General features: G+C 55.6%; 18 protein-coding genes and 4 tRNA genes. 16 read left to right on the top strand and 6 right to left on the bottom strand.

What is annotated here, in order from left to right:
• Positions 1-17: 17 nt before the first annotated feature.
• Both ppx and rhlB read right to left on the bottom strand, forming a co-directional pair.
• The gene (ppx, locus tag PW844_RS19560) at positions 18-1,502 is read right to left on the bottom strand and encodes an exopolyphosphatase (protein WP_299455795.1); all 1,485 of its coding nucleotides are present in this window, start codon (positions 1,500-1,502) and stop codon (positions 18-20) included.
• Between the two features lie 7 nt (positions 1,503-1,509).
• On the bottom strand, positions 1,510-2,805 hold the full coding sequence (rhlB, locus tag PW844_RS19555) for an ATP-dependent RNA helicase RhlB (RefSeq protein WP_084871699.1): 1,296 nt from the start codon (positions 2,803-2,805) through the stop codon (positions 1,510-1,512).
• A gap of 117 nt (positions 2,806-2,922) precedes the next feature.
• Here rhlB and trxA point away from each other — a divergent pair, with 117 nt between their 5' ends.
• The 16 genes from trxA (at position 2,923) to PW844_RS19475 (ending at position 16,552) form a co-directional block, all read left to right on the top strand.
• Positions 2,923-3,255 carry a thioredoxin TrxA gene (gene trxA / locus PW844_RS19550; protein ID WP_021183775.1) on the top strand — a complete coding sequence of 111 codons (333 nt, stop codon included), beginning with the start codon at positions 2,923-2,925 and terminating at the stop codon, positions 3,253-3,255.
• Positions 3,256-3,602: 347 nt separating this feature from the next.
• Positions 3,603-4,862: a transcription termination factor Rho gene (gene rho, locus PW844_RS19545; protein WP_013507337.1), complete on the top strand. Its 1,260-nt coding sequence runs from the start codon at positions 3,603-3,605 to the stop codon at positions 4,860-4,862.
• Positions 4,863-5,137: 275 nt separating this feature from the next.
• Positions 5,138-6,214, top strand: coding sequence for a UDP-N-acetylglucosamine--undecaprenyl-phosphate N-acetylglucosaminephosphotransferase (gene wecA, locus PW844_RS19540; protein WP_299455429.1), 1,077 nt, complete (start codon positions 5,138-5,140; stop codon positions 6,212-6,214).
• 31 nt (positions 6,215-6,245) lie between these two features.
• Positions 6,246-7,295 (top strand): ECA polysaccharide chain length modulation protein, encoded by a 1,050-nt coding sequence (gene wzzE, locus PW844_RS19535; RefSeq protein ID WP_299455427.1) that lies wholly within the window; start codon positions 6,246-6,248, stop codon positions 7,293-7,295.
• Positions 7,296-7,305: 10 nt separating this feature from the next.
• Complete coding sequence (wecB, locus tag PW844_RS19530; RefSeq protein ID WP_299455425.1) at positions 7,306-8,430, top strand: non-hydrolyzing UDP-N-acetylglucosamine 2-epimerase; 1,125 nt, start codon at positions 7,306-7,308, stop codon at positions 8,428-8,430.
• A 2-nt stretch (positions 8,431-8,432) separates the two neighbouring features.
• Positions 8,433-9,692 carry a UDP-N-acetyl-D-mannosamine dehydrogenase gene (wecC, locus tag PW844_RS19525; RefSeq protein WP_299455423.1) on the top strand — a complete coding sequence of 420 codons (1,260 nt, stop codon included), beginning with the start codon at positions 8,433-8,435 and terminating at the stop codon, positions 9,690-9,692.
• Between the two features lie 21 nt (positions 9,693-9,713).
• Entirely contained in the window at positions 9,714-10,421 is a 708-nt protein-coding gene (gene rffC, locus PW844_RS19520; protein WP_299455421.1) for a dTDP-4-amino-4,6-dideoxy-D-galactose acyltransferase, read from the top strand.
• Positions 10,408-11,538: a dTDP-4-amino-4,6-dideoxygalactose transaminase gene (gene rffA, locus PW844_RS19515; protein ID WP_299455419.1), complete on the top strand. Its 1,131-nt coding sequence runs from the start codon at positions 10,408-10,410 to the stop codon at positions 11,536-11,538. Before rffC ends, rffA begins: the two co-directional genes overlap by 14 nt.
• Entirely contained in the window at positions 11,538-12,791 is a 1,254-nt protein-coding gene (wzxE, locus tag PW844_RS19510) for a lipid III flippase WzxE (RefSeq protein WP_299455418.1), read from the top strand. The genes rffA and wzxE overlap by 1 nt, the downstream gene beginning before the upstream one ends.
• Positions 12,788-13,858, top strand: coding sequence for a TDP-N-acetylfucosamine:lipid II N-acetylfucosaminyltransferase (locus PW844_RS19505; RefSeq protein WP_299455417.1), 1,071 nt, complete (start codon positions 12,788-12,790; stop codon positions 13,856-13,858). Before wzxE ends, PW844_RS19505 begins: the two co-directional genes overlap by 4 nt.
• A complete protein-coding gene (gene wzyE, locus PW844_RS19500) occupies positions 13,855-15,198 on the top strand; it encodes an ECA oligosaccharide polymerase (RefSeq protein WP_299455416.1) in 1,344 nt (447 codons plus the stop codon). The genes PW844_RS19505 and wzyE overlap by 4 nt, the downstream gene beginning before the upstream one ends.
• 38 nt (positions 15,199-15,236) lie before the next feature.
• Positions 15,237-15,971, top strand: coding sequence for a lipopolysaccharide N-acetylmannosaminouronosyltransferase (wecG, locus tag PW844_RS19495; RefSeq protein WP_299455793.1), 735 nt, complete (start codon positions 15,237-15,239; stop codon positions 15,969-15,971).
• 158 nt (positions 15,972-16,129) lie between these two features.
• Positions 16,130-16,206 (top strand) — tRNA-Arg (locus tag PW844_RS19490).
• Positions 16,207-16,270: 64 nt separating this feature from the next.
• Positions 16,271-16,346 (top strand) — tRNA-His (locus PW844_RS19485).
• Positions 16,347-16,362: 16 nt separating this feature from the next.
• Positions 16,363-16,449, top strand: a tRNA-Leu gene (locus PW844_RS19480).
• Between the two features lie 26 nt (positions 16,450-16,475).
• A tRNA-Pro gene (locus PW844_RS19475) sits at positions 16,476-16,552 on the top strand.
• A 575-nt stretch (positions 16,553-17,127) separates the two neighbouring features.
• On the opposite strand, the gene hemY is transcribed toward PW844_RS19475, so the two are convergent.
• Genes hemY through hemC form a run of 4 tightly spaced genes read right to left on the bottom strand, consistent with a single transcriptional unit; the run spans position 17,128 to position 21,165 of the window.
• Positions 17,128-18,324: a protoheme IX biogenesis protein HemY gene (gene hemY / locus PW844_RS19470; protein WP_299455415.1), complete on the bottom strand. Its 1,197-nt coding sequence runs from the start codon at positions 18,322-18,324 to the stop codon at positions 17,128-17,130.
• Positions 18,325-18,326: 2 nt separating this feature from the next.
• Positions 18,327-19,460, bottom strand: coding sequence for a uroporphyrinogen-III C-methyltransferase (hemX, locus tag PW844_RS19465; protein ID WP_299455413.1), 1,134 nt, complete (start codon positions 19,458-19,460; stop codon positions 18,327-18,329).
• Positions 19,461-19,483: 23 nt separating this feature from the next.
• A complete protein-coding gene (gene hemD, locus PW844_RS19460; RefSeq protein WP_084871712.1) occupies positions 19,484-20,224 on the bottom strand; it encodes a uroporphyrinogen-III synthase in 741 nt (246 codons plus the stop codon).
• Positions 20,221-21,165 carry a hydroxymethylbilane synthase gene (hemC, locus tag PW844_RS19455; RefSeq protein WP_299455410.1) on the bottom strand — a complete coding sequence of 315 codons (945 nt, stop codon included), beginning with the start codon at positions 21,163-21,165 and terminating at the stop codon, positions 20,221-20,223. Before hemC ends, hemD begins: the two co-directional genes overlap by 4 nt.
• Positions 21,166-21,181: the final 16 nt, after the last annotated feature.

The raw sequence follows: 21,181 nt of genomic DNA, 5'->3' as shown, positions 1-21,181 counted from the left end.
GCGTCGCTACGGGTAGATCAGGACAGGGTTAATAACCAATGTACATACGACTGATAATGACTCTCCTGCTCCAGCAACTCCGCCCTTAACGGATGCGCCTGCAGCCAGCCTGCTGGCAGCGTCAGGTGCAACGCATCATCATCCGCCTGCAAGCGTACCGCCGGTAAGGTGTCATCGCGACGACGGCTGGAGAAGATAATCGCCAGACGTAACAAACGGCACAGACGCTCAGCCAGGCGCGGTGGCACAGCATTTTGCTGCGTCAGTAGCGCGAGATCAATGCTGCCGCTCTGGTTCTGTAACAGGCAGGCCAGTAGTTTTTTCTGGGCGGGGGTAAAACCGGGAAGATCGAGGTGGCGAATCAGGTAAGCGGCGTGCTGTGAAGCCTGGCGGAAATCGACGCTCAGGCCAATTTCATGGATAGAACAGGCACTGAGAAGGAGATCGCGACATCGATGATCCAGTTTCCAGCTGGTACTTACCTGGCGAATAAAACTTTCCGCTAATTGCCGGACACGTTCGGCCTGATCAACATCGATGGCAAAACGACGCTGCACGTTTTGCAGGGTACGGCTGCGGATATCGCGATCAATCGGCAAATGAAGCATGCCATAGACCAGGCCCTCGCGCAGTGCGCCACCGGCCAGTGTCATGCTTTCGATACCGAGTTCCTGAAAGATAGCAATCAGGATCGACAGGCCGCTGGGGAAAACCAACGCGCGTTCCAGCGTCAGTCCCTCAATTTCCAGCTCTTCCAGCTTGCCGCACTGAATGGCGCGCTGTTTCAGCTGTTGCAGTTTGCTCAGGGTGATACGTTCATCCATCCCCTGCGCCACCATAATTTCCTGTAACGCCTGCACGGTGCCCGAGGCACCCACACAAATCTGCCAGCCTTTTTCCCGCAGAGACGCCACCACCGGACGAATCATTTCGCGTGCAGCCTGCTCGGCCTGGGCGAAATTCTCCTTTGCCAGATGACGATCGCTGAAGTAGCGCTCCAGCCAGGTTACGCAACCCATCGACAGACTAAACAGCGTGGTGGCATGGGAGCCCTCACCGGTGACCAGTTCGGTACTGCCGCCGCCAATGTCCACCACCAGACGTTGATCGGAACCGCCGGTGGTATGCGCCACGCCCTGATAAATCAGTCGGGCTTCTTCTTCGCCGCTGATCACATTGACCGGGCAACCAAGAATCTGCTCTGCGGTGGCAAGAAAATCCTGCGCGTTCGCGGCAAGACGCAGCGTGGCAGTCGCGACCACGCGGATCTGCTCAGCAGGAATATCCTGCAGCTGTTCGGAGAAAAGTTTCAGGCACTGCCAGCCGCGCTGCATCGCTTCTGCTGAGAGCTGGCTCTCTTTGTCCAGACCGGCAGCCAGACGCACTTTGCGTTTAATACGCGCGACCGTCTGAATGCTGCCTGAGACTTCGCGCACCACCAACATATGAAAGCTGTTGGAACCCAGATCAATCGCAGCATAAAGTGACGATGCGCTTAGCATGGTGTGCTTAACCCGAACGTTTACGGTTGTTATTACGCGGTGCGCCACTGCGACGGTTGGCATTGTTGCCACCACGACGCGGGCCATTGCCAGAGCGGTTACGGGTCAAACGTTTCGGCGGCGGCAGGTCACTCAGCAGTGCTTCGCTGTTGTATTTGCTCACCGGAATACCGTGACCGATATACTCCTCAATGGCTGGCAGGTTCAGTGCATACTCTTCACACGCCAGGCTGATGGAGTGACCGCTGGCACCCGCGCGGCCAGTACGGCCAATGCGGTGCACGTAATCTTCACGATCGTCGGGCAAATCGTAGTTAAACACGTGGGTAACCGCAGGAATATGCAGACCACGCGCGGCGACATCGGTTGCCACCAGGATATCAACGTCACCTTTGGTGAAATCGTCGAGAATGCGCAGACGTTTTTTCTGTGCCACATCACCGGTCAGCAAACCGACGCGATGACCATCGGCAGCCAGGTGGCCCCAGATGTCTTCACAACGATGCTTGGTGTTGGCGAAGACGATGGCGCGATCTGGCCACTCTTCTTCCAGCAGGGTCTGCAGCAGACGCATTTTCTCTTCGTTAGAAGGATAGAAAAGCTCTTCTTTGATGCGATGGCCGGTTTTCTGCTCCGGTTCCACTTCCACGTATTCAGCGTTGTTCATATGTTCGAACGCCAGTTCGCGCACACGGTACGACAACGTGGCGGAGAACAGCATGCTCAGACGCTGTGTCGCAGGAGGAATACGGCGGAACACCCAGCGGATGTCTTTGATAAAACCGAGATCGAACATACGGTCGGCTTCATCCAGTACCACCACCTGAATCGCGCCCAGATTGATGTGGTTCTGTTTGGCGTAATCAATCAGGCGTCCGGTGGTTCCCACCAGAATATCCACGCCCTGTTCCAGCACTTTCAGCTGTTTATCGTAACCGTCGCCACCATAGGCAAGACCCAGCTTCAGGCCGGTGGCTGCTGCCAGCGGTTCTGCATCAGCATGGATCTGCACTGCGAGTTCACGCGTCGGCGCCATGATCAACGCGCGCGGCTGATTAACCTGGCGGCCTTCAGCGGCAGGATGAGTAAGAAGATGATGAAACGTTGACGTCAGAAACGCCATCGTTTTGCCGGTACCGGTTTGCGCCTGACCCGCGACGTCACGCCCTGAAAGCGTAAGAGGCAACGCGAGCGCCTGAATGGGCGTGCAGTTATGAAAGCCTTTTTTATCAAGGGCTTCCACTACCTTTGGGTGCAGGGCGAAGTCGGAAAACTTCTGTTCTGTTAAGTGTGTTTTGCTCATAGTGTGGTAGAATATCAGCTTACTATCGCTTTACGAAAGCGTATCCGATGAAATAAAGTCAACCTACGTTGGTAAATTTTACGCCAATTCGCCAGGCATAATCTTGTGGAGTAAAACATGAGCAGCGATAAAATCGTTCACCTGACCGATGACAGTTTCGACACTGACGTGCTGAAAGCAGACGGTGTGACACTGGTAGATTTCTGGGCTGAATGGTGTGGTCCTTGCAAAATGATCGCGCCGATCCTTGATGAAGTCGCAGAAGAGTACGACGGTAAGCTCACCATCGCCAAGTTGAACATTGACGACAACCCGGGCACCGCGCCGAAGTATGGCATTCGCGGCATTCCGACCCTGCTGCTGTTTAAGAACGGCGAGGTGGCGGCTACCAAAGTTGGCGCACTGTCAAAAGGCCAGCTGAAAGAGTTCCTGAACGCTAACCTGGGCTAAGCCCAGCGCGGTGTTTCGTCCGCAGTGGTGAATTTTTTCTCCACTGCTGGACGTCTCCGTTTTAGCGTGATAAGTTGTCAATACTGCATTACGCACTTACCTTGTAGTTTGCATCTAAAGATTTCCTTTGTCAGACCCTATTCGCATTGAACGTTTTCGTGGTTTGGCAATCTGACGGCTAGTACCCCTGGCAACATTATCGACCGTCTCCTCGCTCCCTTATCGCCATCCCTGACGATATCCGTCGAGCAGAGTCGAATAAAGAGCCATTAAACAGGCATGGAATATTCGCCATACCATTCACGACAAACATTTCGAGAATTACCCCGAGTTTAAGAACCCATCATATGAATCTTACCGAATTAAAGAATACGCCGGTTTCTGAGCTGATTACTCTCGGCGAAAATATGGGGCTGGAAAACCTGGCGCGTATGCGCAAGCAGGATATTATTTTCGCCATTCTGAAGCAGCACGCCAAGAGTGGTGAAGACATCTTCGGTGATGGTGTGCTGGAGATACTGCAGGATGGATTTGGTTTCCTCCGCTCTGCAGACAGCTCCTACCTCGCCGGTCCCGACGATATCTACGTTTCTCCCAGCCAAATCCGCCGCTTCAACCTCCGCACAGGTGACACCATCTCCGGTAAAATCCGTCCGCCGAAAGAAGGTGAGCGTTATTTTGCCCTGCTGAAGGTTAATGAAGTTAACTACGATAAGCCGGAAAACGCCCGTAGTAAGATTCTGTTCGAAAACCTCACGCCGCTGCACGCAAACAGCCGTCTGCGTATGGAGCGGGGTAATGGCTCAACTGAAGACCTGACCGCACGTGTGCTGGATCTGGCTTCACCGATTGGCCGTGGCCAGCGTGGTCTGATCGTTGCACCGCCGAAAGCCGGTAAAACCATGCTGCTGCAGAACATCGCACAGAGCATCGCTTACAATCACCCGGATTGCGTGCTGATGGTGCTGCTGATTGACGAACGTCCGGAAGAAGTGACCGAGATGCAGCGTCTGGTGAAAGGCGAAGTTATCGCATCGACCTTTGACGAACCGGCTTCCCGTCACGTGCAGGTTGCGGAAATGGTGATTGAGAAGGCCAAGCGCCTGGTTGAGCACAAAAAAGACGTGATCATCCTGCTCGACTCCATCACCCGTCTGGCGCGTGCCTACAACACCGTTGTTCCGGCCTCCGGTAAAGTGTTGACCGGTGGTGTGGATGCCAACGCCCTGCATCGTCCGAAGCGTTTCTTCGGTGCGGCACGTAACGTGGAAGAGGGCGGCAGCCTGACCATCATCGCGACTGCGCTGGTTGATACCGGTTCGAAGATGGACGAAGTCATCTACGAAGAATTTAAAGGTACGGGTAACATGGAACTGCACCTTTCCCGTAAGATTGCGGAAAAACGTGTGTTCCCGGCGATTGACTACAACCGCTCCGGTACGCGTAAAGAAGAGCTGCTGACTTCTTCTGAAGAACTGCAGAAGATGTGGATCCTGCGCAAAATCATCCATCCGATGGGTGAAATCGATGCGATGGAGTTCCTCATCAACAAACTGGCGATGACCAAAACCAACGACGAATTCTTCGATATGATGAAGCGTTCCTGACGCGTTGGGTGCGGAGAGCGCCTCAGCCGTTCTTTCCGCACAATTTGCCAGGATTTATCACTAACGCCACGTCTTAACGTGGCGTTTTTCATTTTCGGGCATTAGGATTAGGCCTGTCGGGAGTATTTATAATGACTGTGGCAGAAGTGATTATTTTTTAATCAAACGCACACTTCTGAGGCGGAATTAGGACTCGGGATGAACGGCAAAGGCGAAAAAATTGCTTATTGTTGTCCACGATTTTAGCTGAGAGCGTTAATGTGAATTTACTCACTATGAGTACTGAACTTGGTATAGTTTTTCTGTTTTCCTTAGCGTTCCTGTTTTTTGCTCGTAAAGCGGCTAAAAAGATTGGGCTGGTTGACACACCCAACTCCAGAAAACGTCACCATGGTGCCATTCCGCTTGTCGGGGGTATCTCCGTCTACGCGGGGATCTGCTTCGCTTTTATCATTTCCAACTACTATCTTCCCCATGCTTTGCTGTATCTCAGCTGCGCCGGTGTGTTGGTGTTTGTGGGGGCACTGGATGATCGCTTCGACATCAGCGTGAAGATTCGTGCCGGGGTGCAGGCTGCCATTGCCGTCGTGATGATGGTGGGGGCCAAACTCTATTTACTCAGTCTCGGTTTTATCATTGGACCGTTCGAGTTGATTGTTGGCCCGTTTGGCTACGTGCTGACGCTGTTTGCCGTCTGGGCGGCGATCAACGCCTTCAATATGGTTGATGGTATCGATGGTTTGCTGGGGGGCTTATCCTGCGTCACCTTTGGTGCGATGGGCATCATTCTATACTTTGACGGTCAGAGCAGCCTGGCGATGTGGTGCTTCGCCATGATTGCCGCCACCATCCCCTATATTCTGCTTAACCTCGGTTTCCTCGGACGGCGCTACAAAGTGTTTATGGGTGATGCCGGTAGCACCATGATCGGTTTCACCATCATCTGGATCTTACTGGAAACCACGCAGGGTCTGAGTCACCCGATTACGCCCGTGACGGCGCTATGGCTGATTGCCATCCCGCTGATGGATATGGTTGCCATCATGTATCGCCGTCTGCGTAAGGGGATGAGTCCGTTTTCTGCCGACCGCCAGCACATCCATCATCTGATTATGCGCGCGGGCTTTACTTCGCGGCAGGCATTCCTGTTGATTACCACTGCGGCGGCGATCCTTGCGGGTATCGGGGTATTGGGTGAGTATCTGGCCTTCATCCCGGAGTGGGTGATGTTGTTGCTATTTCTGGTGGCGTTTTGTTTCTACGGCTATTGCCTGAAACACGCCTGGCGCGTCGCGCGTAAAGTTCGCCGTATCAAACGCCGCTGGCAGAGCGCGAGCGAAGTTAAAAAATAATTACTAAGAACCCGAATAAGGATTCCTTGTTATGACCTCTGTCGTTGCGGAGAACGAACTGGATATTCGCGGCCTGTGCTGTGCACTGTGGCGCGGCAAACGCTGGATTATGGGTCTGGCGCTGCTGTTTGCACTGCTGGCATGGCTGGCTTCCATGCTGATGAAACAGGTATGGAGCACCACGGCGATGACCGATCGACCCACGGTCAACATGCTGGGCGATTATTTCGTCCAGCAGCAATTTATCAATAACCTTGATGCGCGTAACACTACGCTGAACCTGAACACCCCCGCACCCACGGTGATGGACGAAGTGTATCAGGAGTTCACCATGCAACTGGCTTCATGGGATACGCGTCGCGAGTTCTGGTTACAGACTGACTACTATAAAAGCCGCAAAAGTGGCAATACCCGCAACGATGCGGCGTTGCTTGACGAGATGATCACCAATATCCAGTTCACGCCAGCTGACCCGGCGCATAACACTCTGGATAACATTAAACTGAATGCCGAAAGCGCCAGCGATGCCAATAATCTGCTGCGTCAGTACATTGCTTACGCCAGCGAACGGGCAGCACGCCATCTTGATGAGGAGTTGCAGGGAGCCTGGCAGGCGCGTAGCGAGCAGTTAAAGGCGCAGGTGAAACGTCAGGAAGATGTGGCGCAGGCGGTATTCGAACGTCAGCGTCAGCGTATCGGGCAGGCGTTGAAAATCGCCAGCGAGCAGGGTATCAAAGAAAACCGCGCGGTTGCGAATAGCGGGAACCTGCCGGACAGTGACCGCTTCCTGCTAGGGCAGCAAATGCTGCAGGCCCAGCTTGATACTCTGCAGGCAAGCGGACCTGCCTACGATTTAAGCTATGATCAAAACAGGGTGATGCTGGCGACGTTGCAGGCCGGGCCCCAGCTGGATAAGCAGTTCCAGACTTATCGTTACCTGCGTACACCGGAGGAACCGGTGACACGTAGTAGTCCACGTCGGGCGTTTATGATGATCATGTGGGGCGTCATCGGCGCGCTGGTGGGTGCGGGGGTTGCATTGGTGCGCCGTCCGCGCCCGATGTTACCAACGAGTCATTAAGAGAAGCCGCGTGAAAGTTCTGACCGTATTTGGCACTCGTCCTGAGGCGATCAAAATGGCACCTCTGGTGCAGGCGCTGGCGCAGGATGCTGCGTTTGAGTCACGCCTGTGCGTCACGGCGCAGCATCGGGAAATGCTCGATCAGGTGCTGCGTCTGTTCAACCTGCAACCCGATTACGATCTCAATATCATGCGCCCGGAGCAGGGCCTGACAGAGATCACCTGCCGTATTTTGCAGGGCATGAAAACCGTGCTGGCTGACTTCAGGCCCGATGTCGTCCTGGTGCATGGCGACACCACCACCACGCTGGCCGCCAGCCTGGCGGCGTTCTATCACCAAATTCCGGTGGGGCATGTGGAAGCGGGTCTGCGTACCGGTAACCTGATGTCACCGTGGCCGGAGGAAGCGAACCGCACCCTGACCGGCCATCTGGCAAGTTATCACTTCACGCCCACCGAAAACTCGCGCCAAAACCTGCTGCATGAAAATCTGCCGGATCAGCGCATTTTCGTCACGGGGAACACCGTCATTGATGCGTTGCTGTGGGTGCGCGATCGCGTGCTGGATGATGCCGACCTCAATGCCAGGCTGGCGGCGCGTTATCCGTTCCTCAACCCGGATAAAAAGCTGGTGCTGGTCACCGGCCATCGGCGTGAGAGTTTTGGCGGCGGTTTCGAACGTATTTGCAGTGCGCTGGCGCACATTGCCCGCCAGCATCCGCAGGTGCAAATCGTTTATCCGGTGCACCTCAACCCTAATGTCAGCGAACCGGTGAACCGCATTCTGAGCGGCATCGAAAATATCGTGTTGATTGAGCCGCAGGAGTACCTGCCTTTTGTCTGGCTGATGAACCGGGCCTGGCTGATCCTCACCGATTCGGGTGGTATTCAGGAAGAAGCCCCCTCACTAGGCAAGCCGGTGCTGGTGATGCGTGACACCACCGAGCGTCCGGAAGCGGTGGCTGCCGGTACGGTCAGACTGGTTGGCACCGATGTTGACAAAATTGTCGCTGAAGTCAGCCAGCTGCTGGACAACGAAGACGCCTGGCTGGCGATGAGCCATGCGCACAACCCTTATGGCGACGGCCAGGCCTGCGCACGCATTTTGCAGGCCCTCAAAAATCACAGAGCATAACCATGAGTTTTCAAACCATTTCCGTTATTGGACTGGGCTATATTGGGCTGCCGACGGCAGCCGTTTTTGCTTCCCGGGGAATAAACGTGGTGGGCGTCGATATCAACGCCCGCGCGGTCGACACTATTAATCGTGGTGAAATCCACATCGTGGAACCGGAACTGGGTGACGTGGTACGTGATGCCGTCCACAGCGGCCATCTGCGTGCGACCATGCAGGCCGAAGCGGCCGATGCGTTTCTGATTGCGGTACCGACGCCTTTTATCGGCGATCATCAACCGGATCTCAGTTTTGTCCATGCAGCGGCTGACGCCATTGCATCGGTGTTAAAAGCCGGGGACCTGGTTATCCTCGAGTCCACGTCACCGGTCGGTACCACCGAGCAACTGGCTGAATGGCTGGCGGCGGCGCGTCCGGACCTGCGCTTCCCGCAACACGGTGAGGCGGTGGATGTCGCCATCGCCTATTGTCCGGAGCGCGTGCTGCCAGGCAAAGTGATGGTGGAGTTAATTGATAACGATCGGGTTATTGGTGGCATGACGCCCGCCTGTTCCGCGCGAGCCAGTGAGCTATACCGGATTTTCCTGCGCGGTGAGTGCGTGGAAACCAACGCGCGTACTGCTGAGATGTGCAAATTGACGGAAAATAGCTTCCGTGACGTCAATATCGCCTTTGCCAATGAACTATCGCTGATTTGCGCCGAACAGGGGATTAACGTCTGGGAATTGATTGCGTTGGCGAATCGCCATCCGCGCGTCAATATCCTGCAACCTGGCCCGGGCGTTGGCGGCCACTGCATTGCGGTCGATCCCTGGTTTATCGTGGCGCAAAATCCGCAGCAGGCGCGACTGATCCGCACCGCGCGGGAAGTTAACGATGCCAAACCGCGCTGGGTGCTGGATCAGGTAAAACAGCAGCTGGCGGAATGTCTGACGGCCAGCGGTAAGCGCGCCAGTGATATCACCATCGCCTGCTTCGGTCTGGCGTTTAAACCCAATATTGACGATCTGCGCGAAAGTCCGGCGATGACGGTAGCGCACCTGATTGCCGAATGGCACAGCGGTACCACCTGGGTGGTGGAACCGCATATCAGCGAGATCCCTGCACGCCTCAGCCGTGAAGCCACGCTGATGACCACCACGGCGGCACTGCAACACGCCGATATCCTGGTGATGCTGGTCGATCACGCCGCATTTCGCGCCATTGATGCAGCACAGGTGACGCAGTCGTGGATTGTCGATACCAAAGGAGTCTGGCGATGAAACAATTTTGGGTTACCCGCTATGTCCGTCAGCGTCAGTATTAATCCCCTGCCGTGGGAAAGCGGTTTCTTCGCCGTGCAGACGGCTCGGCTGGATCCTGATGGCGATACGCCGCTGACGCTGGCGCTGCAACAGCCCTGTGCGCTTTGGCAAATGAAGGTGGCCGCTGAACGTAACGATGTGATTGATGCCATCAGTCTGCACGGTTTCCAGCTGGTGGAAGGAGAAGCTGACCTTGCCATCAACATTAAGCGTACCGAACGACAAACCGGTGTGCGTATCGCGCGTGAAGCGCAGATCCCGCAGCTGCGCGCTGCCGCCGCGACGGCGTTCCGCCTGAGCCGCTTTCGTGCGCCCTGGTTTCACGCCGATGACAGCAGCCGCTTCTATGCGCAATGGATTGAAAACGCCGTGCGCGGCACCTTTGATAACCAATGCCTGATCGCCTGCGATGAACAGGGCGTGTTACAGGGATTTGTCTCGATACGCGAACAGAACGACGATGCGCGCATCGGCCTGCTGGCGGTGTTGCCTGAAGCGCAGGGCAAGGGGATTGGTCAGCGGCTACTGCTGGCGGCAGCGGACTGGGGGCGGGTACGCCAGCTCAATCGCCTGCGTGTTGCCACCCAGCTCAGTAACCTGGCAGCGATGCGCCTCTATTTACGCAGCGGTGCGCGGCTCGAAAGCACCGCCTACTGGTTTTACAGGAACGCACATGATCCCATTTAATGCCCCGCCGGTGGTGGGCAGCGAAATTGAATATATGCAGTCGGCGATGGCCAGCGGCAAATTGTGCGGCGATGGCGGCTTTACCCGGCGCTGTCAGCAGTGGATGGAACAACACTTCGGCAGCAAAAAAGTTCTGCTGACCCCCTCCTGCACCGCCTCGCTGGAGATGGCCGCGCTGCTGATCGATATCCAGCCCGGTGATGAAGTGATTATGCCGAGCTACACCTTTGTTTCTACGGCCAATGCCTTTGTGTTGCGCGGTGCGACCATCGTCTTCGTTGACGTGCGCCCCGATACCCTCAACATCGATGAAACCCTGATTGAAGCGGCGATCACCAGCAAAACCCGCGCCATCGTGCCGGTGCACTACGCCGGGGTGGCCTGCGAAATGGACACCATCATGGCGCTGGCGGCGAAGCATAAATTGTATGTGATTGAAGACGCTGCGCAGGGCGTGATGTCGCAATACAAAGGCCGTGCGCTGGGCACCATCGGCCATATTGGTTGCTTCAGCTTCCATGAAACCAAAAACTACACTGCGGGTGGTGAAGGCGGTGCGACGCTGATTAATGAGGCAAAGCTGGTAGAACGTGCGGAGATCATCCGCGAAAAAGGCACCAACCGTAGCCAGTTCTTCCGGGGTCAGGTGGATAAATATACCTGGCGCGATATCGGTTCCAGTTATCTGATGGCGGACTTGCAGGCGGCCTATCTGTGGGCGCAGCTGGAAGCAGCCGAACGCATCAACCAGCAGCGTTTACGCCTGTGGAACAACTACTTTGCGGCACTCCAGCCGCTGGCAGAAACCGGGCGCATTGCGTTGCCGGTGGTACCGGACAGCTGTCGCCACAACGCGCATATGTTTTACATCAAGCTGCGCGACAGCCATGATCGGCAGGCACTGATCAACTGGATGAAAGAAGCGGAAATTCTCACCGTGTTTCACTATATCCCGCTGCATTCATCACCGGCAGGGGAGCGCTTTGGTCGCTTCCATGGTGATGACGTGTTTACCACGGCTGAGAGTGAGCGCGTGCTGCGTCTGCCGCTGTTCTACAATCTGTCGGACAACAATCAGCGCACGGTCATTAACTCTCTGCTGAGCTTTTTTGCCTGATGTCGTTGGCTAAAGCCTCGGTGTGGACCGCCTCGTCCACGCTGGTCAAAATTGTTGCGGGTTTGCTGGTGGTTAAACTGCTGGCTGTCAGTTTCGGGCCGGAAGGTGTTGGCCAGGCCGGTAACTTTCGTCAGATGATAACCGTGCTTGGCGTACTGGCGGGGGCGGGTATCTTCAACGGCGTCACCACCTATGTGGCGCAATTTCAGCAGCAGCCTGAGTCGTTGCGTGCCGTCACCGGTACCGCGTCAGCGCTGGTGCTGGGTTTCTCCACGCTGCTGGCGCTGGTGTTCCTGCTGGCGGCGGCTCCCATCAGTCGGGCCTTGTTCGGCCATGACCATTATCAGGGCGTGGTCAGGATCGTCGCATTTTTGCAGCTCGGCATCGCCTGGGCCAACCTGACGCTGGCGCTGCTGAAAGGCTTTCGCGATGCGCGTGGTAATGCGCTGGCGTTGATGGCGGGCAGCCTGATTGGTGTGCTGGCCTATGTGCTGTGCTGGTGGGTTGGCGGTTATGCCGGTGCGCTGGTTGGCCTGGCGCTGGTGCCCGCGCTGATCGTTTTTCCGGCGCTGGTGATGCTGCGCCGTCATCATCAGGTCTTGCCGCTGCGCTGGTTACAGCCGGTGTGGCAGCCGGAACTGGCACGTAATCTGGCGAAGTATACCCTGATGGCGCTGATCACTTCGGTAACGTTACCGGTGGCCTGGGTGATGATGCGTAACCTGCTGGCGCAGCAGCAAGGCTGGGCGCAGGTGGGGTTGTGGCAGGGGGTGACCAGTATCTCTGATGCCTACCTGCAATTTATCACCGCCACGTTTAGCGTCTGGCTGCTGCCAACTCTGGCACGGCTGGAGCATAAGCCACAGATCACCCGCGAAATTCTGCGTGCGCTGCGCTTTGTCCTGCCTGCTGTGGCGGCCGCCAGCTTTTGCGTATGGCTGCTGCGTGACGTGGCTATCTGGTTGCTGTTTTCCACAAAGTTTGCCGCGATGCGCGATCTGTTCGTCTGGCAGCTGTGTGGCGACGTGTTTAAAGTCGGCGCGTATGTTTTCGGCTACCTGGTGATCGCCAAAGGCTCGCTGCGCTTCTATATTTTGACTGAAGTCAGCCAGTTCATCTTGCTGCTGGCCTTTTCCCACTGGCTGATTCCGTTACATGGCACAACAGGTGCCGCGCAAGCCTATATGGCGACCTATATCTGCTACTTCGCCCTGTGTTGTGGCGCTTTCACGATTTATTGCCGGAAAAAATGACGTTAACTCATGTGCTGGGATCGGACATCCCCCATCATAATCACACGGTGCTGCGCTTCTTTGATGAAGTGATCACCCGCCTGCTGCCGGTGAACACGCCGCGTCGGTTTATGGTGGTGACGCAAACCCCGCAAGCATTGCAGGCGTATCAGTCACTGCAGATTGAAACCTTCCCGAACAAACGCGCGCTGGCGCAGGCGGTGATGCAACGTGCTGCCGATCGCCAGCAACGCTTCTTTTTCCACGGTCAGTTTAACCCGACTATCTGGCTGGCATTGCTGAGCGGTAAGCTACGGCGGCGGCAGGCGTTCTGGCACGTGTGGGGTGCCGATTTGTACGAAGAGGGCAGTGGCCTGAAGTATCGGCTGTTCTATCTGCTGCGCCGCCTCGCACAGGGACGTATGGCGCGCGTATTCGCGACGCGCGGCGATTTGCACCATTATCAGCAGCGTCATCCGCATGTGCCGGGGTCGCTGCTGTATTTCCCGACGCGGATGCCGGAATGTGCGGTGCCGGTCGCAGCTGAACATAATGAACTGACCATCCTGTTGGGCAATTCGGGCGATCGCAGCAATCGCCATATTGCCGGTTTACAGGCGATCAGAGCACAATTTGGCGAACGGGTGAAGGTGGTGGTGCCGCTGGGCTATCCTGCTGATAACGATGTGTATATTGTGGAAATTGCCGCAGCTGCCGCGCAGCTGTTCCCACAGGGGCAGGTGACTTTACTACGCGATAAGATCGATTTTGATGCTTATCTGGCACTGCTGAGCCGCTGCCAGCTGGGTTATTTTATGTTTGAACGCCAGCAGGGGATTGGTACCATCTGTCTGTTGATTCAGGCTGGCATTCCGTTTGTGCTCAACCGCAAAAACCCCTTCTGGCGCGATCTCAGCGAGCAGGGGGTGCCGGTATTGTTCAGCGACGATGCGCTTGATGAGGCGCGGGTCGCGGAGGCACAGCGCCAGTTAGCGCAATGCGATCCCTCTGCCATCGCCTTCTTTGCCCCTGGCTATCTGACAGGGTGGCGCGAGGCGCTCACTCTGAGTGAAACGGAGACATTATGACCCTCATGCAGTTTAGCGGTCTGCTGGTGGTGTATCTGTTCTCGCTGGGGTTCATTCTGACCCTAACCTGGCGGGAATTTAAACGGGTGCGTTTTAATTTCCACCTGTTTTTCACCTTATTGTTTTTACTGACCTTTTATTTCGGCTTTCCGCTCACCAGCATTCTGGTGTTCCGCTTTAATATGGCGGTGGTGCCGCCGGAGTATCTGTTGCAAGCGCTGCTGGCCGCTACCAGTTTCTATGCGATTTATTACGTCAGCTACAAAGTACGCTTACGTCCGGCCACTGCCGCACCGCCGAAACCCTGGCTACAGATGAATCGGGTGGAAACGAACCTGACTTGCCTGCTGCTGGCGTTGGTGGCGATTGGTACGGTCACGGTGTTCTTTATGCACAACGGCCTGTTGCTGTTCCGGCTGACGGCGTACAACCAGATTTTCTCCAGTGAAGTGTCCGGTGTTGCGCTCAAGCGCTTCTTCTATTTTTTCATTCCGGCAATGCTGATCCGTTACTTCCTCAATCCCACACAACGCCAATGGTTACTGTTTTTGCTGGTGTCGGTAGCTTTTGGTTTGCTGACTTATGCGCTGGTCGGCGGTACGCGTGCCAACATCATCATCGCCTTTGCGCTGTTCCTGTTTATTGGTATTACCCGCGGCTGGATTACCTTATGGATGCTGGCGGGGGCGGGTGTGATGGCGGTTGGCGGTATGTTCTGGCTGGCGCTGCGTCGTTACAACCTCGATGTGATGGGTGAAGAGGCGTTTTACACCTTCCTCTATCTGACGCGTGATACCTTCTCGCCGTGGGAGAATCTGGCACTGTTATTGCAGCATTATCACAAGATCGAGTTCCAGGGCCTGGCACCGATGTGGCGTGACTTTTATGTGTTTATTCCCAGCTGGCTGTGGCCAGGTCGTCCTTCGATGGTGTTGAACAGTGCTAACTACTTTACCTGGGAAGTGCTGAATAACCATTCCGGCCTGGCGATATCGCCGACGCTGCTGGGGTCGCTGCTGGTGATGGGCGGCGTAGGGTTTATACCGCTGGGTGCCATAGCCGTGGGGATGCTGATGAAAGGCTTCGATAACCTGTATGCGCGTGGCCGTAATGAAACCAACCGCTATAGCGGAGCCATTCTGCAAAGCTTCTGTTTTGGCGCGGTGTTCAACATGATTGTACTGGCACGTGAAGGACTGGATGCGTTCGGCTCACGCGTGGTGTTTTTCTGCATTATTTTTGCTGCCTGTTTGCTGGTGGCGAAGCTGCTTTACTGGCTGCTGGATCGTGCCGGACTGATTCGTCAGCGTGGTGAGCCGGTTTTACCCAGCCCCTCTTAACTCGGGGCGTAACAGGAAGATATCTGACGTTGAATAAGATGAATAAAGAGGCGTTGCGTTACCCCGTGCGTGGTGTCGATCTCTGCGCTTTCGGGGATATGGCCTCCTTCCTGCACTTTCTGCTGCCAGACGATAAACCGCGCAGCGGTACGCTGGTGGCGATCAACGCAGAGAAAATGCTGACGCTGGAAAGCGACGCTGAAGTCCGCCAGTTGATTGAACAGGCCGAATTCAAGTATGCCGATGGCATCAGCATCGTTCGCTCGTTACGGAAGAAATACCCGCAACTCAAGGTGAACCGTATTGCCGGTGCCGACTTATGGGAAGCCCTGATGGAACGTGCCGGACGCAGCGGCATTCCGGTATTTTTGATTGGTGGTCATCAGCAGGTGTTGCAGGAAACCTGCGATAAGCTGCGTCAGCAATGGAATGTGAATATCGTTGGCAGCCAGGATGGCTATTTCTCCCCGGATCAACGCGAGACGCTGTTTGCGCGTGTGGCGGCAAGCAAAGCACAGATTGTGACGGTGGCGCTGGGATCGCCGCGGCAGGAGCTGCTGATGCGCGATTGTCGCGCCCATTACCCCAATGCGCTGTATATGGGCGTGGGAGGCACCTACGATGTTTTCACCGGCCGGGTGGCGCGTGCACCTCGCTACTGGCAAAAAATGGGGCTGGAGTGGCTGTATCGTTTGATTCGTCAGCCATCGCGCTGGCGTCGCCAGATAAAATTACTTAAATATTTAGGTTATCACTGGCGCGGCGATCTCTGATATTGCTGATAAATGCAGCAATTCATGGTTGCAGGAAGGGGAAAGTGCCGCATTTATCGACGGAATGCACAAAGCGTAATCAAACGCGTTTTTTTATTAAAAAAGCACTGGACAGTCTGGTACCAAGTCCGTAGTATGCCCATCCGCAACGGCGCTACGCGCCCGTAGCTCAGCTGGATAGAGCGCTGCCCTCCGGAGGCAGAGGTCTCAGGTTCGAATCCTGTCGGGCGCGCCATTAAGTTTGTGCGCAAGAGCTTCGGTGGTTTTAAATACCGCGTTAAGTAGTAAAAAGATTTATGGTGGCTATAGCTCAGTTGGTAGAGCCCTGGATTGTGATTCCAGTTGTCGTGGGTTCGAGTCCCATTAGCCACCCCAGATTTTGCTGGGACATGCGAAGGTGGCGGAATTGGTAGACGCGCTAGCTTCAGGTGTTAGTGTTCTTACGGACGTGAGGGTTCAAGTCCCTCTCTTCGCACCAGGCAAAATATTAAGATAGATAAAAATCGGCGAGTAGCGCAGCTTGGTAGCGCAACTGGTTTGGGACCAGTGGGTCGGAGGTTCGAATCCTCTCTCGCCGACCATCTTAATATGAAAAACAACCTGCTAAGAGCAGGTTTTTTTTCGTCTATAGATCAGTGATTTTGTCGGTTGTCTCCTGATGGCGACATGTAATTTTATGATTTATAATGCTTTTACAGATCCTTGCATTGCCTGTCGCCCGACAGAGACAGCTTTATCCCGGCATGTCGCGGTTTCCCGACATGATGCGATAACCCCAAAACCCTTCTATTTTTAATTCATTGATATAAAACGAATAAATTCATTATCTGCCAACCTGGCACGACTTATGCAATAATGAAATTGTAGATGCTCATTCCACCTCTTATGTCTGCTGATGCTGCATAAACCTGGGAATGATGCAGAGCCCCTTACGGTACCCGTTGTCCAGCCTGGCAGTATCGCGTAAGCCTTACTGCAGTTAGAAGGACATTACGTTGAGTCGGGTACCATCAGTTGTCTTACCGACCTGATCTTACACCTGCTTCTGGCAGGTGTTTTTTTATCTGCAAAATGCTAAATCCTGCGGTGGTCTCAATTTCGGCGCAAAAAAAAGCCGGGCGAACCCGGCGTGCACAAAAATACAACCATAAAAAAATCAGGCGCTGGGATTGTTCTTCAGCGTCAGGAGCAGGCCTTCGCGGCGCATCTTAGCCGCTTCTTCCGGGCGATGCAGGCGATCGTAAACATCGGCCAACCATGCATAATCAAAGGCATCCGGGCGCTGTGCCAGCGCCGCCTGGAAGGCTTCTGCCGCCTGCTGCCATTCACCGTGGCGCATCAGCATCTGGCCCAGCGTGCTATGCAGCAGAGGTGTGGCGCCGTGTTGTTTGATCTGATTGCGCAGGGCTTTTTCCAGCGATTGTGGATCGCCACTTTTGATACGCGGCATCAGCAGCACCAGACGGTCGTCATACTGACGTTTCAGGCCATCCAGCACGATGGATTGTGCGGTATCCGGATCATCACACTCAATCAGATGCTCCGCCATGGCAACCTGCAACGCGGTTTCCTGGCGGGTTTTACGGCTCTGATTTTGCCACCAGCGCTTCAGACCATCGCTGCCCTGGTCGGCCATCGCCTGATTCATCAGCCCCAGCCATGCCTGCTGCTGCAACGCTGCGCGCTGCGTGTCATTATTAATCTGCACTTTCTGCATCGATGGCAGGATATCCAGCAACGCACCCCAGGCACCGGTACGGATGTAGGCCTGTTCAGCCAGGCGCAACACTTCCGGGTGACGCGGGGCCACTTCCAGCAAGCGATCGATGCCATGACGGGCCGCGTGGTCCTCATTGCGCGCCAGTTGCAGACGAACGCGGGTGATTTCCACCGGAATGGTATCGTTTTGCGCCAGTTCCGCTGCACGTTCCAGATGTTGGTTGGCACGAATTTCGTCACCGCGTTGCTGAGCGGCTTCAGCAGCCAGCAGGTAGTTAGCAACCGGTTGATCGGCGTGGTCGGCATCTTTCGACAGCAGCTTCTCAGCCTGCTTGTAATCACCTTCCGCCAGCTTCATCAGCGCGGTTTGCGTCTGACGCTGGGCACGGCGGCGCTTACGACCGGTAAACCAGCCGCGGGTGCGGACGCCTGTACGGAACAGACGGCGCAATACCCACTCCACAAACAAAATCACCAGCAGGCTGAGGATCAGGATGATGCACAGACCAGTGACGCTGGTTTCAATATTCCAGTTGTCCGTCTGAATCAGCACATAACCCTGGTGACCGGCAATCATCGGGCCAAGTACTACTCCGGCAATCAGCAGCAGAAAAAGGATCAATACTTTCAGCATACTTAGCCTCCCTGCTGGTCAGCCGCAACCGCTGGCTGTGCCAGCAAATTACGCACGCGGGTCTGCATCAGTTTCTCCAGCAGTGGCTGGCTCTCCAGCGTGTCGGGCACATCCATCGATATGCTCTGCTGGCTCAGCTCATCCAGTTGCTCAAGGAAGGCTTTGGTGGCGGCATCGTTAGTGTCGTACCAGGCGCGTACCCAGGTGGACACCGCATCAATCGACTGTTTATAGATTTCGTCCTGATGACGTGGCACCGCCTGCGCGGCAATCAGCAGACGTGAACGAATGTTTTCACGCAGATACACATCCTGATTGGGTGCCAGTAATGGCTGGGCGGTGTTGTCGCGACGGCGGATGGTGATGAAGTCATCCATAAAGTTGTGCCAGCTTTTCGCCAGGTTTTGTCGCCACTCATGCAGGGAGCCGGAAAGCTCGCCGCCATCGGCATCCATCGGCGAATCATCGCTGTCGTTATCGGCCAGACGCAGATTATCGACACCGTTCGACAATTGATTCAGTTTGAGAATGATACCGTCGTAATCGACCTGACTGACCGCCGATAGGGAACTGATATCCTGGGTCAGGGCGCGACGCACATTCATCACGCTGGGGTCGTTCATCTCGGCAAGGCTGGTGTCAGCGCTTTTCAGCAGGGCGGCGGCGGTGGTGACATCCTGATCGCTCCACAGCTTACGACCCGCCAGTTTGACCAGATAGTCAGCCTGTGCCAGCAGCCAGGTGCGGGTATCGTTACCCGAAATAGTGGCGACTTTTTGCCGCAGCGCTTCAAGCTCCTTCGCGCTGGCGTCCTGTTGATTACGCGCCTCCTGTAAAGCGCTGTTGGCGCTCTCCAGTTGCTGCGTCAGCTGTTGTTTATCGCTGCCCAGTTGCTGTTGCAGCGCACTCAGCTGCTCGTTCAGATCCTGGTTAGTCTGAGCCTGTAAGTCGGCCTGGTGTTTCCCATTCAGGTAAAGTCCCGCGCCAATCGCCAACGCAATCACAATCGCTACTGCACCCAGTACCTTGCCATCGTTTTTTTTATTGCGAGGCGGTTTACCGGCCGGAGGTGTAGCGTTGTTACCCGCTGGGGTAGTTTCATCAACCATGGCGGAGGAGGCTTTTTGTTCCGTCATTGCGGCTCATCCCAATGTTAAGTTCAGCGTAACGCACGCAGCAGCGCATCGTTATCGGCACCATCGGCTACCTCAATATCCTGCCAGCCCATGCTGGCTGCCAGGGTAGCCAAACGTTCACTGACGACCAGCAGCCGACAGTGTAATAACCATTCCCGCCGATCGATTGGCGGAAACAGCCCAAACAGTTGTTGTAACATTTCGCCGCTGGTCACTACCAGCGTCGTAATCCCGCGATCGCGCCAGCGACGACCTTCAACCGCGCCGTCATAATACTTTTCACAGCGCTGATAACATTCACAATAACGGACATCGACACCGCGTTCCGTCAGGGTATCCGCCAGCAATTCGCGGCCTGGACTGCCGCGCAGAATTAAGGCGCGCTTGCCACTGACTTTTTGCAGACGGTTCAGGCGCACCAGTTCTTCACTGGTTTCCCGCGCATGAGGATAGTCTACTTTCAGGTTACTGACGGTGTGCAGTGCCAGCGCCGTGCTGCGACCGATGGCGTAATAATCGAGCTGTGTGGGCCAGGCAAACCCCTGGCGCTGCAATGCGGGGTGGGCAAAGGTCACCACCTGCTGTGACAGCAAAAACACCAGGTCGTCCGGTTGCAGGTCAGAAAGTTGTTGTGGCAAATCATCGACATCGCGACCCGGCGTGAACTCAATCAGCGGCAGGCTCCACGCCAGTTTCCCCTGGGTTCGCAATCGCGCGACCAGTTCGCTGGCAGCAGGCTCGGGACGGGTCACGAGGATGGTCATGCGGGCGGCTGTCCCTGATATACCTCACGCAGAATGTCGCGCGCGCCATTTTCCAGCAGTTCTTCCGCCAGTGAAATGCCCATCTTTTCGGCCTGATCGCGTGGACCACGGCGTTCACCGGTGATCATCTGGCTGCCATCAGGTGAACCGACCAGACCACGCAGCCACAACTGATCGCCTTCTTCCAGCACGGCAAAGCTGCCAATCGGTACCTGGCAACCGCCTTCGAGACGAGTATTCATCGCACGTTCGGCGCGTACGCAAACGGCGGTATCGCCGTCATTCAGCGCCTGCAGCAGGGTAATCAGTTCGGCATCGTCGAGACGGCATTCAATGCCGACTGCGCCCTGGCCCACGGCGGGTAACGACAGTTCCGCTGGTAAAGCCAGGCGGATACGATCTTCCAGCCCGAGGCGTTTTAGCCCGGCAGCGGCGAGGATAATCGCATCATATTCACCGGCATCCAGTTTGCCGAGGCGGGTACCCACGTTGCCGCGCAGTGAGCGAATCACCAGGTCGGGACGGCGAGCGCTGAGCTGGCATTGACGACGCAAGCTGGAAGTACCCACCACCGCACCCTGCGGCAGGGCATCGATGGAGTCGTAATGATTAGAGACGAAGGCATCGCGCGGATCTTCGCGCTCGCAGATGGTGACCAGCCCGAGTCCTTCAGGGAAATCCACCGGCACATCCTTCATAGAATGCACGGCGAGGTCGGCGCGGTTTTCCAACATCGCCAGTTCCAGTTCCTTGACGAAAAGCCCTTTCCCGCCCACTTTAGCCAGCGGCGTATCAAGGATGACATCACCTTTGGTGACCATCGGAACCAGTTCCACGCGCAGGCCCGGGTGGGCTGCCATCAGGCGCTGCTGGACATATTGTGCCTGCCAAAGTGCCAGAGGGCTTTGTCTTGTAGCAATTCTGAAAATTTTGTCTAACATGCTGTTAACCGTTTTG

This window comes from Pantoea sp. (genome assembly GCF_028283705.1).
Lineage (GTDB): Bacteria > Pseudomonadota > Gammaproteobacteria > Enterobacterales > Enterobacteriaceae > Pantoea.
This window is presented reverse-complemented; position numbering and strand designations above follow the sequence as displayed.

What these genes read in the sequence shown, in the direction of transcription:
- ppx (WP_299455795.1), bottom strand. Translation starts at nt 1,502, where the DNA reads ATGCTAAGCGCATCGTCACTTTATGCTGCGATTGATCTGGGTTCCAAC.
- rhlB (WP_084871699.1), bottom strand. Translation starts at nt 2,805, where the DNA reads ATGAGCAAAACACACTTAACAGAACAGAAGTTTTCCGACTTCGCCCTG.
- trxA (WP_021183775.1), top strand. Translation starts at nt 2,923, where the DNA reads ATGAGCAGCGATAAAATCGTTCACCTGACCGATGACAGTTTCGACACT.
- rho (WP_013507337.1), top strand. Translation starts at nt 3,603, where the DNA reads ATGAATCTTACCGAATTAAAGAATACGCCGGTTTCTGAGCTGATTACT.
- wecA (WP_299455429.1), top strand. Translation starts at nt 5,138, where the DNA reads ATGAGTACTGAACTTGGTATAGTTTTTCTGTTTTCCTTAGCGTTCCTG.
- wzzE (WP_299455427.1), top strand. Translation starts at nt 6,246, where the DNA reads ATGACCTCTGTCGTTGCGGAGAACGAACTGGATATTCGCGGCCTGTGC.
- wecC (WP_299455423.1), top strand. Translation starts at nt 8,433, where the DNA reads ATGAGTTTTCAAACCATTTCCGTTATTGGACTGGGCTATATTGGGCTG.
- rffC (WP_299455421.1), top strand. Translation starts at nt 9,714, where the DNA reads ATGTCCGTCAGCGTCAGTATTAATCCCCTGCCGTGGGAAAGCGGTTTC.
- rffA (WP_299455419.1), top strand. Translation starts at nt 10,408, where the DNA reads ATGATCCCATTTAATGCCCCGCCGGTGGTGGGCAGCGAAATTGAATAT.
- wzxE (WP_299455418.1), top strand. Translation starts at nt 11,538, where the DNA reads ATGTCGTTGGCTAAAGCCTCGGTGTGGACCGCCTCGTCCACGCTGGTC.
- PW844_RS19505 (WP_299455417.1), top strand. Translation starts at nt 12,788, where the DNA reads ATGACGTTAACTCATGTGCTGGGATCGGACATCCCCCATCATAATCAC.
- wzyE (WP_299455416.1), top strand. Translation starts at nt 13,855, where the DNA reads ATGACCCTCATGCAGTTTAGCGGTCTGCTGGTGGTGTATCTGTTCTCG.
- wecG (WP_299455793.1), top strand. Translation starts at nt 15,237, where the DNA reads ATGAATAAAGAGGCGTTGCGTTACCCCGTGCGTGGTGTCGATCTCTGC.
- hemY (WP_299455415.1), bottom strand. Translation starts at nt 18,324, where the DNA reads ATGCTGAAAGTATTGATCCTTTTTCTGCTGCTGATTGCCGGAGTAGTA.
- hemX (WP_299455413.1), bottom strand. Translation starts at nt 19,460, where the DNA reads ATGACGGAACAAAAAGCCTCCTCCGCCATGGTTGATGAAACTACCCCA.
- hemD (WP_084871712.1), bottom strand. Translation starts at nt 20,224, where the DNA reads ATGACCATCCTCGTGACCCGTCCCGAGCCTGCTGCCAGCGAACTGGTC.
- hemC (WP_299455410.1), bottom strand. Translation starts at nt 21,165, where the DNA reads ATGTTAGACAAAATTTTCAGAATTGCTACAAGACAAAGCCCTCTGGCA.